General features: G+C 68.9%; 11 protein-coding genes. 1 reads left to right on the top strand and 10 read right to left on the bottom strand.

All coding sequences use genetic code 11. The annotated features are described in order from the left end of the window. The first annotated feature begins 77 nt into the window (after positions 1-77). Entirely contained in the window at positions 78-677 is a 600-nt protein-coding gene (rfbC, locus tag ACGF2V_RS02860) for a dTDP-4-dehydrorhamnose 3,5-epimerase (protein WP_362624473.1), read from the top strand. A 199-nt stretch (positions 678-876) separates the two neighbouring features. Here the strand turns inward: rfbC and ACGF2V_RS02855 are convergent, their stop codons facing one another. From ACGF2V_RS02855 to rplU, 10 genes are all read right to left on the bottom strand, one after another. Beyond that, positions 877-1,680 carry a class I SAM-dependent methyltransferase gene (locus ACGF2V_RS02855; RefSeq protein ID WP_362624475.1) on the bottom strand — a complete coding sequence of 268 codons (804 nt, stop codon included), beginning with the start codon at positions 1,678-1,680 and terminating at the stop codon, positions 877-879. Between the two features lie 188 nt (positions 1,681-1,868). After that, positions 1,869-2,717, bottom strand: coding sequence for a dTDP-4-dehydrorhamnose reductase (rfbD, locus tag ACGF2V_RS02850; RefSeq protein ID WP_389045454.1), 849 nt, complete (start codon positions 2,715-2,717; stop codon positions 1,869-1,871). Between the two features lie 32 nt (positions 2,718-2,749). Continuing rightward, positions 2,750-3,733 (bottom strand): dTDP-glucose 4,6-dehydratase, encoded by a 984-nt coding sequence (rfbB, locus tag ACGF2V_RS02845; RefSeq protein WP_362624479.1) that lies wholly within the window; start codon positions 3,731-3,733, stop codon positions 2,750-2,752. Further along, positions 3,730-4,800 carry a glucose-1-phosphate thymidylyltransferase gene (locus ACGF2V_RS02840; RefSeq protein ID WP_362624481.1) on the bottom strand — a complete coding sequence of 357 codons (1,071 nt, stop codon included), beginning with the start codon at positions 4,798-4,800 and terminating at the stop codon, positions 3,730-3,732. The genes rfbB and ACGF2V_RS02840 overlap by 4 nt, the downstream gene beginning before the upstream one ends. Before the next feature lie 263 nt (positions 4,801-5,063). Continuing rightward, positions 5,064-6,281, bottom strand: coding sequence for a glycosyltransferase family 2 protein (locus ACGF2V_RS02835; RefSeq protein ID WP_362624483.1), 1,218 nt, complete (start codon positions 6,279-6,281; stop codon positions 5,064-5,066). A gap of 148 nt (positions 6,282-6,429) precedes the next feature. Beyond that, positions 6,430-8,475 carry a hypothetical protein gene (locus ACGF2V_RS02830; protein ID WP_362624485.1) on the bottom strand — a complete coding sequence of 682 codons (2,046 nt, stop codon included), beginning with the start codon at positions 8,473-8,475 and terminating at the stop codon, positions 6,430-6,432. Between the two features lie 130 nt (positions 8,476-8,605). Continuing rightward, positions 8,606-10,105, bottom strand: a complete 1,500-nt coding sequence (locus ACGF2V_RS02825) for a bifunctional cytidylyltransferase/SDR family oxidoreductase (RefSeq protein WP_362624487.1) — start codon at positions 10,103-10,105, stop codon at positions 8,606-8,608. Positions 10,106-10,555: 450 nt separating this feature from the next. Continuing rightward, positions 10,556-11,992: a GTPase ObgE gene (gene obgE, locus ACGF2V_RS02820; protein ID WP_362624488.1), complete on the bottom strand. Its 1,437-nt coding sequence runs from the start codon at positions 11,990-11,992 to the stop codon at positions 10,556-10,558. A gap of 161 nt (positions 11,993-12,153) precedes the next feature. Further along, entirely contained in the window at positions 12,154-12,411 is a 258-nt protein-coding gene (gene rpmA / locus ACGF2V_RS02815; protein WP_073782955.1) for a 50S ribosomal protein L27, read from the bottom strand. 14 nt (positions 12,412-12,425) lie between these two features. Beyond that, positions 12,426-12,746, bottom strand: a complete 321-nt coding sequence (gene rplU / locus ACGF2V_RS02810) for a 50S ribosomal protein L21 (RefSeq protein WP_045947825.1) — start codon at positions 12,744-12,746, stop codon at positions 12,426-12,428. Positions 12,747-13,231 lie beyond the last annotated feature (485 nt).

Genomic DNA, 13,231 nt, shown 5'->3' with positions numbered 1-13,231 from the left:
GGTCTCGCCGACGAGCCGACACCACTGCACCACCAGAAACACAAGCATCAGAACACACGGAACGAGGACGTGATCGCATGCGGCAGCTCTCCATCGCAGGGGCCTGGGTACACGAACCCAAGGTCTTCACGGACAGCCGCGGCAGCTTCCACGAGTGGTTCAAGGCGTCGGATCTCGATGAGGCCGTCGGGCACACGCTCAGCCTCGCGCAGGCCAACTTCTCCCTCTCCAGCCGCGGAACTCTGCGCGGTGTCCACTTCGCCGACGTGCCGCCGAGCCAGGCGAAGTACGTCAAGTGCGTGCGCGGCGCGGTGCTCGACGTCATCGTGGACATCCGGGTCGGCTCGCCCACGTACAAGCGGTGGGAGGCCGTCCGGCTCGACGACGTGGACCATCACGCCGTCTACGTCTCCGAGGGGCTCGGTCACGCCTTCATGGCCCTGACCGACGACGCGTCGGTGGTGTACCTGTGCTCCGAGGGCTACGCGCCCACCCGCGAGCACGGCATCGACCCGCTCGACCCGGAGCTGGGCATCGAGTGGCCCGAGGGCATCACGCCCCTGCTGTCCGACAAGGACGCCGCGGCCCCCTCGCTGGCCGAGGCCGAGAAGGCGGGGCTGCTGCCGTCGTACGAGGCATGCGAGGCGTACTACGCGGAGCTGCGCGCCCGGAGCTGAGCCGGGTGGGCGCGGCCGAGCCGGCAGGGAACGACGGAAGCCCCCGTGATCCGTGCGGATCACGGGGGCTTCCGTACGGCCGTCCCCCTCCACTGTCCTGACGGGGACGAGCCCGGCCACGGCCGCGCCCGTTCCGGACCGGTCGCGGTGACGGCGCGGCAGTGGTGACGACCGTGCGCCCGTCACGGCGCGGCAGTGGTTACGGCCGCGCTCCGGTCACGGACTCGATGCTCCGGCGCAGGGGCGCGAACGCCGAGCGTGGGCGGCGCAGGTTACGGGCGCGCACGAGAGCGGGCCAGAAGTCGGCGCGGAGCAGCGCCTCGGGCTGGACGGCGTTCTTCCGTACCAGCACCTCCTCCGGCACCTTCTGCGGATCGGGTACGACGTACTCCTCGATGATCCGGTCGTACGCGTTCTTCAGTATCCGGCTCTCCGGGTCGGCGCCGAACACGACGACCACACCGGTCGGGGCCGTGTCGACCTCGACGACGACCAGGTCGGGGCGGAAGCGGCGGAGCACCTGCACCACCTTGTAGACGTCACCGGTCCAGAACTTGGTGTGACGGTCGCGGGCCGCCTCGTCGACGTCCCGCGGCAGCATGTCGTCGAGCACGATCACGCTCGACCAGCGGGAGTGCTTCTCGACATTCATGAAGTCGCGCAGTGCGTACTCGAAGAGGTGCATGCCGTCGATGAACGAGAGTTCCAGCTTCGGGTCCCCACCGAGCAGATTGAGCGGGTCACGGCGGGCGAGTGCGCGGAACGGGTTCCGGCCGTTGCGCAGGTGCAGGAGCGGATCCTTACGGGCGAAGAACGTGTCGCTCGTCGCCTTGACCAGGTGAACATCGCAGCTGATGTCCGTGATCACCCGGAAAGCAGGGTCGACGGCGACGGAGGGCACTCGTGAAAGGGCCAGGCTCCTGCCGTCGTTGACCCCGATCTCCAGATAGTTCCGGGGACGGTAGATGCGGTGCAAATGACGCAGAAAGTCATGGCGGTTCACGTGGGAGCAGCCCTTCGGAGGCACCAATGGTCCGGTCCCGGTGAAGTTATCGTATTAACGCGCTGTGGCGTAGCGTTCCCCGATTCAAACCTTCGTTTTCACATGTTTGAAATTCGTCCGAAATCAGACCATCGGCACACGCGCCGGAACTCAACCGAAGGCTCAGGCGACGTCCCTCCGCGGCTTGTTCACGATCTTTCCGCCGTGACGAGTTCCGGAAAGGCGGCCACCAGCGCCTCCCGCCAGTCCCGGATCGGTTCGATTCCGGCCATCGACCAGCGCTCGTGCCCCAGCACGCTGTACGCGGGCCGCGGGGCGGGTCGCGCGAAGGCGGCACTGGTCGTCGGGCGGACACGGTCCGGATCGGTGCCGAGCAGCCGGAACATCTCGCGGGTGAGGCCGAACCACGTGGTCTCGCCGCCGCTGGTGCCGTGGTAGACGCCCGCAGGGGCGGTGCCGGCGAGCGCGGCCTGCCCGAGCCGGACCAGACGGTCGGCCAGATCGACGGTCCAGGTGGGCTGTCCCCGCTGATCGTCCACCACGTCGAGGGTGTCCTTCACACCCTCCAGCTTGATCATGGTCCGGACGAAGTTTCCGCCGCCCGCCCCGTACAGCCAGGCCGTGCGCACCACGTAGCCGGTGTCCGGCAGGGTGTCGAGCACCGCCCGCTCACCGGCCAGCTTCGTGCGGCCATAGGCGCTGCGCGGCCCGGTGGCGTCGTCCTCGGCGTACGGCTTTCCGGCGTCACCGGCGAAGACGTAGTCGGTGGAGACCTGGAGGAGGACGGCGCCGTGCTCACGGCAGGCCGCGGCAAGGAGCTCGGGCCCCGTGCCGTTGATCAGCAGCGCGGAGCCCTCCATGGTCTCGGCGTCGTCGACCGCGGTCCAGGCGGCGCAGTTCACCACGACGGCGGGGCGGTGTTCCTCGAAGGCCGCGCGCACCGATCCGGGGTCGGTGACGTCGACGGCCCTGCGGTCCGCGGCGACCGCGGGGACGTCCTCCTCGGCGAGCCGGGCCACGACGTCCCGGCCCAGCATCCCGGCGGCTCCGGTGACCAGCCAGACGGCGCTCACAGGGCGGCCCTCTCCTTCAGCGGCTCCCACCAGGCGCGGTTGTCGCGATACCACTGCACGGTCTCGGCGAGACCGGTGCGGAAGTCCTTGCGGGGCTCGTAGCCGAGTTCCTCGCGGATCTTGCTGCAGTCGACCGAGTAACGGCGGTCGTGCCCCTTGCGGTCCTCGACGTAGGTGACGCTGTCCCAGCCGGCGCCGCACGCCTCCAGCAGCAGAGCGGTCAGTTCCTTGTTGGACAGCTCCGTGCCTCCGCCGATGTTGTAGATCTCACCGGCCCGGCCCTTCGTGCGAACCAGTTCGATGCCCTGGACGTGGTCGTCGATGTGCAGCCAGTCGCGGACGTTGCCGCCGTCGCCGTACAGCGGGACCGTCCCGCCGTCCAGCAGATTGGTGACGAAGAGCGGGACGACCTTCTCGGGGAAGTGGTGATGCCCGTAGTTGTTGGAGCAACGGGTCACGCGCACGTCGAGGCCGTGGGTGCGGTGGTACGAAAGCGCGATCAGGTCGCTGGACGCCTTGGCCGCGGAGTACGGCGAGTTGGGCGCGAGCGGGTCGGTCTCCGGCCAGGAGCCCTCGTCGATCGAGCCGTAGACCTCGTCCGTGGAGATGTGCACGAAGGTCTTGATGCCGGCCTGGTGCGCGGCGTGGATCAGGGTGTGGGTGCCCACGACGTTCGTACGGACGAACTCGGCGCCGCCGTCGATCGAGCGGTCCACATGGGACTCGGCGGCGAAGTGCACCACCTGGTCGTGCTCGGCCATCAGTCCGGCGACCAGTGCGGCGTCGCAGATGTCCCCCTGCACGAACCTGAAGCCGGGGTGATCGCGCACCTCGTCGAGGTTGGCCGGATTGCCCGCGTAGGTGAGCTTGTCGAGCACGGTGACGGCGATGTCGCCGGGGCCCTCGGGGCCGAGCACCGTGCGCACGTAGTGGGAGCCGATGAATCCGGCGCCGCCGGTCACCAGGATGTGGGTGGTCATGAGGAGATCTGCACCTTGCTGTGGTCGCCGAGCACGAGTCGGTGGGCGGACGGGGAACGGGGCGCGGGGGTCACCTCGACGTCGCGGCCGATGAGCGATGCCTCGACGCGGCGGACGCCCGCGAGGGAGGCGCCGCGCAGGACGATGGAGTACTCGATCTCGCTGTCCTCGATGCGGACGTCCTCCGAGACCGAGGTGAACGGGCCCACGTACGCGCCGCTGATCATCGACCGGGCGCCGATGATCACCGGGCCGACGATACGGCTGCCGCTGACCTTGGCGCCGGGTTCGATCCGCACCCGGCCGATGATCTCGCTGTCCTCGTCGACCTCGGCGCCTTCCTGAGCGGGTTCGACGGTCTCCAGGACGGTGCGGTTGACCTCCAGCATGTCGGTGACGTTGCCGGTGTCCTTCCAGTACCCGCGGATCGTGGTGGAGCGGACGTCGCGCTTCTGGTCGATCAGCCACTGGATGGCGTGGGTGATCTCCAGTTCGCCCCGCCAGGAGGGCTCGATCGAGCGGACCGCCTCGTGGATGGCGGGGGTGAAGAGGTAGACGCCGACGAGCGCCAGATCGCTCTTGGGCTCCTTCGGCTTCTCTTCCAGGCCCACCACCCGGCCCTCGGCGTCGAGCTCCGCGACGCCGAAGGAGGTCGGGTCCGGTACCCGGGTCAGCAGGATCTGCGCGTCGGGCCGCTCCGTGCGGAACTCGTCCACCAGACCGGTGATCCCGCCGACGATGAAGTTGTCGCCCAGGTACATGACGAAGTCGTCGTCCCCCAGGAAGTCACGGGCGATCAGGACCGCGTGGGCAAGACCGAGCGGCTGTTCCTGCGGGATGTACGTGACGTCGATGCCGAGCCGGGAGCCGTCGCCGACCGCTTCGCGGATCTCGTCCGCAGTCTCGCCGACGATGATGCCGACCTCGGTGATGCCGGCTTCCGCGATGGCTTCCAGGCCGTAGAACAGCACGGGCTTGTTCGCCACTGGCACCAGTTGTTTGGCCGAGGTGTGCGTGATGGGACGCAGGCGTGTGCCGGCCCCTCCGGACAGTACGAGAGCCTTCACGTGACCAGTCCTCACGGTTGAGGTATCCGACTTGTCGCGGCCGCGACCCGATGGGCGACTTTACTGGGAATCGCCGCGTGTTTCCCGGGTCGTCAACTTCGTGAACGAAACAAGACATTCGTCCGGCCCGGACCGGTCGTAAGTCCGGCGCCGGAACTGCCATGCGCCCGGGGGTCGGGGTCAAAACGGTCATCCGTCCGGGCCCGCCGGCCATGCCTCCGGAGCCGGGCCGGACCTGCGTCCCGGCCCGGGCCGGGCATCGCTCAGCGCCCGCCGATCCGCGACTTCCAGCGCCGTACGTCCCGCCGCATGCGCCGGACGAGACGCCGGGACAGCGACGCCCTGCGCGCCGCCGCCGCGGGCCTCTCGATGCGCTTGCCGTCGTGCCAGTCGGGCACGGTGACCTCGAAGTCCGCTTCGGAGAGTCCGCTCGACCGGTCCCGGAAGTGCGGGTACGCCAGGAAGAGCTTGTCCCCCTTGCGCGAACGCACCACGTCCGGAACGGACTTGTCCCGTACGAAGGTCAGCACGTCCACCAGGACATCGGACCTGCCCCGTGCGACGGCGGCGAGCCGCAACCGCTCGGCGACCTTGATCTGGGCCGCCACCCCGGCGTCCCAGTACGTGTCCATGAGCGGGGCGGCGAGCTCCATCTTGTGCCGCCGGACCTCCTCCGAGTCACGGAGGAAGACCGGGCCGAACTGCTGCAGCATCCCGACCGTGAAGGGGCGGACCATCAGGAAATCGCGCTTCGGCCCGGCGGGTTCGAGGCGGTGGATGAGCTGCATCATGGCGCGCATGGAATCGAAGCGCCATTCGTAGGTGCCGCTCTTGGTGACGTGCTTTCCGTCGTCCCGGCCGACCAGGTAGTAACAGGTGTAATCGGAGATGACGGAAATCCCGGCGCCCCGCAGATACGCCTCCATGGTGAAAAGCGCGTCCTCGCCCGTCTTGAGGCCCTCGTCGAATCTCAGACCGAGACGCTCCAGCAATGCGCGCCGGAAGAGTTTCTGCGCACTGAGCGTGTACACGATCTTGGAGTTGTAGACGTCGACGCGTTCCTTGGTGGCCGTCCACATCGACTTCGGCGCTCCTCTGTTCACGCCGACGACCTTGCCGAGCACCACATCGGTGCCCGCCCGGTCGGCCATCGCGACCATGCGCTCCAGGGCCTCCTCTCCGAAATAGTCGTCGGCGTCGAGGAAGAAGACGTAACGGCCGCGGGCCAGCCCGAGTCCCACATTGCGCGGCCCGCTGGGCCCGCCGGAGTTCGCCTGTCTGACCACCCGGGTCGGTACCGCGGACTGGGCCGCGAACTTCTCCAGGTACTCACCGGTGCCGTCGGTCGAGCCGTCGTCGACCGCCACGATCTCGATCCGGTGGGGGCCGATGGTCTGCGCCTCCACCGATTCGAGGCAGCGCACGAGGTAGGGCATGGCCTCATAGGCACCGACGACCACGGTCACGTCAGGGGTTGGCATGTCGTTCACATCAACAGAAGACAGGCAACATCACACGTTGGTTGCCCTGCACGACACTCCCAAGAGGTGACGCCCATCACAAAAGCCCGGCACAACCCTTTTGGGCTATGCCGGGCCGATGGTTCGTGCTAACGGGGAACGTCGGTTCTCAGCCACTCACGGGTTCGCCGACGCTCCTCGCCACCCGGGCGTTCCGGGCCGCCGACCTGGCCGCGAGTGCCTCGATGGCCCTGTCGAACTGCACGATGGAGGTGGGCTCGTCCGGGCCGAGGAGGTACTCCTTCAGCTCGCGCCGGTCGGTCGCCAGCTCGTCCGCCGCGGGGTCCGATACCGCCGCGAGCAGGGCGTCCAGCTCGGTCGCCTCGTTGGACAGGATGACGGCGGCACGCACCGCGGTGTTCTGCCGCCGGAACTCGTCCTCGCCCAGGGCCGCCGAGTCGGTGACCGCGTACGGCTTCCCACTGGCGATGAAGTCCGACACCACGCTGGAGATGTCCGAGACCATGGCGTCCGACTCGTTGAAGCAGTCGTACAGCCGCATCCGGGCGCCCGTGACGACCTTGTGCTCCCACCAGCCGAGCGCGCGCCAGGATGCCGCGTTCCACTCGTTCCTGAGCCGCGCGATCTCGGCCTCGCGCGCCGGGTCGGCCAGCGAGTCGCGGGACAGTTCGGCCTCGTCCCCGGAGCTCTGCCCGCCGCTCGTCAGCACGTCGAGACGCGCCTCGATACGGGCCAGTGCGGCCCGTGCCTCGGCCCGCACCGACCGGAGCTCCGCGGCCTCCTTCGCCCAGCGGGGGTCGGTGGCACGCTCGGCGGCGGCCTTCTCGATCATCGCGGTGATCCGCTGGTGCGCGGCCTTGGCCGCGGGGCTGCGGGTGCCCGTGAAGGGGTGCGGCTTGTAGAGCAGCCGGACCGGCTTCTCGGCGTTCAGCAGGCGCCGGACGATGTTCTCGCCGGCCAGCAGCAGCGAGGTGTTGCCCGGGTTGTCGTCCCAGCCCTCCCAGGTGGGGGCGTAGAGCACGGTCGGGATCGGGTTCTTCGGCGCGCCGGACCACGGACGGATCGGCGCGAGCTGCGGGCGGCCCACCTCGACGATGTCCTCGTCGCGCACCCCGACGTCCGCCAGTGCGTAGCGGTCGCGGCCGGCCCGGCCCGCGGTCCACACCTCGTCGTACGCCTTGCTGTACGGGTTGACGCTGGCGAGCTTGTCGCTGTCGCCGTGGCCGATGAAGACGTGCTTCATCGTGGGCACCCGGAGCAGGTGGATGTTCTTGCCGACGTTGGCCGCGTACAGCGCGACCCGCACCGACGAGAGGTCCAGGTTCATCAGGTGCACGCCGCCGGGCACGCAGAGCACCGGCACCGACGTCGTGTGCAACTGGGGCACGATGGCGCGCTCGCGCAGCAGGATCAGCGGGCGTCCCTCGACCTGCGCCATGGTCTCCAGCCACATGTTGACCTGGTAGGCCGAGTCCTTGGAGCCGGAGAAGTAGAGCACCACGGTCGGCTGGTACTCACGCAGCCAGGCGTCCACGGCGTCGAGCACCTTGGAGTCGGGGCCCACGATCCGCTTCGGGCGGAGGTACGGAACGAGCACCGCCAGGTAGCAGGCCGCGAGAACCAGGGTCACGGCCAGGCCCGCGTAGGCGATGACGTGCACATCGGTCTCCACCGCGACCAGGACGCCCACCATCGCGAAGACGTCCAGGTGGAGCATCTTCTCCGCGGCCCGGTTCATGAGCAGCGGCCTCGGGGCGTCGGGGATCCGCACCCGCTCCAGGTCGACGTTGCGGGTGACGACCGGGAGCCTGCGCCGGTTCTTGATCAACGTCACTATCGCGCTCTGTGGCGCCTGGAGGGCATAGAAGGCCAGCAGGCAGGCGACGGTCGTGTAGAACAGCGCCTCCTCGCCGTATCCCATGCGGGTGAGCAGCAGGATGAGCAGGAGCTGGCGGACCAGGAAGCGGATCGAGAGCCCCGCGCGGATGGCGGACAGCCGGTTGACCAGATAGCTGCCGCGACGATGCAGGTGCTGGTCGGCCAGGTAGGTCACCGCGGCGGCGCCGGCGAAGAACCAGAGATTGGGGAGCAGGGCCGCGAGCATTATGCATGGGAAACCCAGAGCCATGAGAAGAGCTGCGGCCAGCTCCGAAGCGCTGCCCACCCTGGCCAAGCGCATGGCTTTCGAAATCACGAAGTACCGCTCCCGAGGGTGCCGACTGGTTGCCTTGCGAGGAATTTGTGAAGCTTGAGCTTCACGAATTCGGACCCCTGAATTCGCCCGGGCGACTTCAGGGGTCCGAATGGTGGATTGTCAAGCAGTATTACACATCGGCCTGTCGGTCCAGGACAGCGGCCAGCGCCTGTTCGAAGCCCGATGCCTCGGAGGCGCCGCGGGTCGGGTCCTGCTGCCGTACGTCGATGACGTGGCCGGTCATCTCGGAGAGCAGGACGTCGAGGGAGGTCCTCGCGACCGCCTCGGAGGAGAGCAGGGTGCCCGCGGGCTCCTCGCCGAACGCCTTGGTGCGCATCGGCGTGGCGGTGCGCTCGGGGTTCACGCAGTTCACCCGCACGCCTTCGTTCGCCCACTCGTCCGCGAGCGCCTGGGTGAGGTTGACCATGGCGGCCTTGGTGGACGAGTAGAGGCTGTACTCCGCACGGCCCCGGGTGTAGCTGCTGGAGGTGTAGAGCAGCAGCTGGCCCTTGGTCTCGGCGAGGTACTTGTGGGAGGCGCGGGCGATCTGGACCGGTGCCAGGTAGTTGACGTTCAGCGCTTCCTGGATGGTCGTGTTGTCCGTCTCGGCCAGCTTGCCGATGCGGAGTACACCCGCGGTGTTGACCACGTAGTCGATGCGGCCGGTGTCGGCGTACGCCTTGGAGAGCGCGTCGTCGATGTGCTCAGGGTTCTCCACGTGCGTGCCCGTGGTGGAGCGGCCCAGGGCGTAGACGGTGGCGCCGTAGGACTCGGCGAGCGTCGCGATGTCCGCCCCGATACCGTACGAGCCGCCGAAGACGACCAGGGTCTTGCCGGTGAGCAGATCACGGTAGGCGGCGTCGTCCGTCGGCTGCGGAACGGCCGTGGAGGCCAGCTGGAAGAGCTTGTCCGCGATGAAGACGTCGACCGGCTGGGTGACCTTCATGTTGTACTCGTCGCCCGCGACCACGTAGATCGGCACGTCGGGGAGGTACTTCAGGACGACCGAACAGTCGTCGGTGGCCTGGAAGTTCGGGTCGCCGGCCGCGACCTCGTACGCCCTGCGGATCGTGGACAGCTTGAACGCCTGCGGCGTCTGGCCACGACGCAGCCGGGAGCGGTCGGGCACATCGGTGATGAACTCGCCGTCGCCGCCGTGGGTACGCGTCACGATGATCGTGTCCGCGGACGGGATGGCGACGTCCACCGCCTGGTAGCGCTCCAGGGCGTCGACGCAGTCCTTGATGACGCGCTGCGAGAGCAGGGGGCGCACGGCGTCGTGGAAGAGGACGTTGCGGTCCTCGCCCTCGGCCAGCCCCTCGCCGAGGGCCGCGATGGCCAGCTCGGTGGTCTCGTTGCGAGTGGAACCGCCCTCGATGACCTTGGCGACCTTGGTGAGCCCGGCCTTGGCGACGATCTTCTCCACGTCGGGCACGTACCCGGGAGCCATCAGCACGATGATGTCGTCGATGGAGTCGGCCTGCTCGAAGATCGACAGCGTGTGCTCGATGACCGCCTTGCCCGCGATCTTCAGCAGCTGCTTCGGGATCGACAGCCCCACGCGCTGGCCGGTACCGCCGGCGAGCACGACTGCTGTGGTTCGGGCTTTGGCTATGTGCTGAGCAGACACGGACGACCTACCTTGAGGGCTGGGAGATACAGCGATGGTTGCACTCTCCGTTACCGTCTCGCAAGGTGGACGTAGGCCACCGCACGCCGTGCCGCAACCCTGTGGCGCCCTGCGATCAGGGCAAACACCGGAATTGACGCTTCCTTGACGGGTGACCGACGCCACACGGTTGAGCGGCATGAATCACCCTTGAGCGCGTTCCGCTTGTCGGCCGACTGACGCGGAGTGCTCGCCGAGTCGGCGAACAGACGTACGAAACAGGCGCGTTCGGCACGTGACGGAGCGGCCGGGGCAGCGCCGTCCGCCCGCAGGGCGGGGCCCGCGGCGTCCGGTGCGATGCATCGCAAGGCGGAGGGTCGTCCTCGTACGGGGCGTACGTGGACGATCCCGACGACGTGGCGAGGCGCCGTGCCGGACGCCGCGGGCCAGGCGGGGCTTTCGAAACACGCCCTAGAACGGGTCGAAGTCGTCGAACTCCCGCTGCGCCTCGTCGCGTTCGGCCTCGCGGTCGCGGCGGCGCTGCGCCGCCGGGCGGGGCGCCTCGAAGCGGTGGTCCTCGCCGCGCCGACCGAGCATCTCCGCACCCGTCGCCATGGACGGTTCCCAGTCGAAGACGACCGCGTCGTCCTCGGCGCCGATGGCCACGCCGTCGCCCTCACGGGCACCGGCCTTCAGCAACTCGTCCTCGACCCCGAGGCGGTTGAGCCGGTCCGCCAGGTAACCCACGGCCTCGTCGTTGTTGAAGTCGGTCTGCCGGACCCAGCGTTCCGGCTTGGCGCCGCGCACGCGGTAGAGGCCGTCCTCCTCCTTGGTGACGGTGAAACCGGCATCGTCGACGGCCTTCGGGCGGATGACGACCCGGGTCGCCACCTCCACGGGCCTGGCCGCACGCGCCTCCTCGATGACGCCCGCGAGCGCGTAGGAGAGCTCCTTCAGACCGGTGCGGGCGACGGCCGACACCTCGAAGACGCGGTAGCCGCGCGCCTCCAGGTCCGGGCGGATCATGTCCGCGAGGTCCTTGCCGTCCGGGATGTCGATCTTGTTGAGGACGACGATGCGGGGCCGGTCGTCCAGACCGCCGTACTGCTTCAGCTCCTCCTCGATCACGTCGAGGTCGGAGACCGGGTCACGGTCGGACTCCAGCGTCGCCGTGTCCAGGACGTGCACGAGGACCGAGCAGCGCTCCACGTGCCGCAGGAACTCCAGGCCGAGGCCGCGGCCCTGGCTGGCGCCCGGGATCAGGCCCGGGACGTCGGCGATGGTGTAGACGGTGCTGCCCGCGGTGACCACGCCGAGGTTCGGCACGAGGGTCGTGAACGGGTAGTCGGCGATCTTCGGCCTGGCCGCCGACAGGACGGAGATGAGCGAGGACTTCCCCGCGCTCGGGTAGCCCACCAGCGCGACGTCGGCGACGGTCTTGAGCTCCAGGACGATGTCCCGGGCCTCGCCGGGCTCGCCGAGCAGCGCGAATCCGGGGGCCTTGCGCCGGGCGGAGGCCAGCGCGGCGTTGCCGAGACCACCGCGACCGCCCTGACCGGCCACGAACGTGGTGCCGTGGCCGACGAGGTCGGCCAGCACGTTGCCCTTCTTGTCGAGCACGACCGTGCCGTCGGGCACCGGCAGGACCAGGTCCTGCCCGTCCTTGCCGGAACGGTGGCCGCCCTCGCCGGGCTGGCCGTTGGTGGCCTTGCGGTGCGGGCGGTGGTGGTAGTCGAGGAGCGTGGTGACCGACTGGTCGACGACCAGCGTCACATCGCCGCCGCGTCCGCCGTTGCCGCCGTCCGGCCCGCCCAGCGGCTTGAATTTCTCACGGTGTACGGAGGCGCAGCCGTGGCCTCCGTTACCCGCGGCGACATACAGCTCGACGCGGTCCACGAAGGTGGTCATGGTGGGAACCTCCAGTTACATACGTACAGAAATGTCTCACTCGTGCCGTCCCGCGCAGGAGAAGGCCGTCTCTCATGGGAGAAACACGCGAAAGGCGGACCCGCTTCCCCTGGGGGAAGTGAGGTCCGCCTCCGCTGGAATCGCTCGACGAGCGCCGTCTGTCAGGCGGCGATCGGAACGATGTTCACGACCTTGCGGCCACGGTGCGTACCGAACTGGACCGCACCGGCGGTCAGCGCGAACAGCGTGTCGTCGCCACCGCGACCGACGCCCGTGCCCGGGTGGAAGTGGGTGCCGCGCTGGCGGACCAGGATCTCACCGGCGTTGACGGCCTGACCGCCGAAGCGCTTAACGCCGAGCCGCTGAGCGTTGGAATCGCGACCGTTCCGGGTGGACGATGCGCCCTTCTTGTGTGCCATGTCTCCTCAGTCCCTTACTTCGCAGCCGTGGGGATGCCGGTGACCTTGATCGCCGTGTACTGCTGACGGTGACCCTGGCGACGGCGGTAGCCGGTCTTGTTCTTGTAGCGAAGGATGTCGATCTTCGCACCCTTGTGGTGGTCCACGACCTCGGCCTGGACCTTGATCCCGGCCAGCACCCACGGGTCGCTGGTCACGGCGTCGCCGTCGACCACGAGCAGGGTCGAGAGCTCGACCGTGTCGCCAACCTTGGCAGTGGAAATCTTGTCAACCTCAACGATGTCACCGACAGCAACCTTGTGCTGACGGCCACCGCTGCGCACGATGGCGTACACGCGGATCTCTCTCTCGCTCGGAACGGATCCCCTGATGCCAGCCGCCCGCGCGGGCGCAAGCCCACGGCGGTCCGGAAGGACGAGCGGCCTCTCCCGCCGGACGGACCGCCGGGAGGAATGTGCTCAGGGGTGGGCGCGCATGGAAACACGCCGAAGGTCAAGATTACGGTTGCCCAGGCAAGGGGTCAAACCGGGCCCTGCCGGGGAAGCAGACCGCCCGACCGCGCGCCCGGACCGGACCATGACCGGAACCGAACAAAACGGCCGATCGCGGCCGCGCCCACTCGCCCGTGGCCGCCGCTGACGGCAGGCTCTCCGCGGCAGCCGACGCGACCGGCCGGATCACCTTCGCCGCCGCGCTCTCGCGGTGGATGCCGCGGCGGCGGGGCGGTGTGCCGGGCCCTCGGCCGACGCGGTCGTACCGGCCTCCGCCGCCCAGGCGGCGGAGCATGGGCCGGTCCGGGAGGCCGACCGGCCGGGCGCGC

Source organism: Streptomyces sp. NPDC047982 (genome assembly GCF_043204165.1).
In the GTDB taxonomy this organism is placed as follows: Bacteria; Actinomycetota; Actinomycetes; order Streptomycetales; family Streptomycetaceae; genus Streptomyces.
This window is presented reverse-complemented; position numbering and strand designations above follow the sequence as displayed.

Coding starts and splice junctions, on each gene's coding strand:
- rfbC (WP_362624473.1), top strand. CDS start 78: ATGCGGCAGCTCTCCATCGCAGGGGCCTGGGTACACGAACCCAAGGTC.
- rfbD (WP_389045454.1), bottom strand. CDS start 2,717: ATGCTGGGCCGGGACGTCGTGGCCCGGCTCGCCGAGGAGGACGTCCCC.
- rfbB (WP_362624479.1), bottom strand. CDS start 3,733: ATGACCACCCACATCCTGGTGACCGGCGGCGCCGGATTCATCGGCTCC.
- ACGF2V_RS02835 (WP_362624483.1), bottom strand. CDS start 6,281: ATGCCAACCCCTGACGTGACCGTGGTCGTCGGTGCCTATGAGGCCATG.
- obgE (WP_362624488.1), bottom strand. CDS start 11,992: ATGACCACCTTCGTGGACCGCGTCGAGCTGTATGTCGCCGCGGGTAAC.
- rpmA (WP_073782955.1), bottom strand. CDS start 12,411: ATGGCACACAAGAAGGGCGCATCGTCCACCCGGAACGGTCGCGATTCC.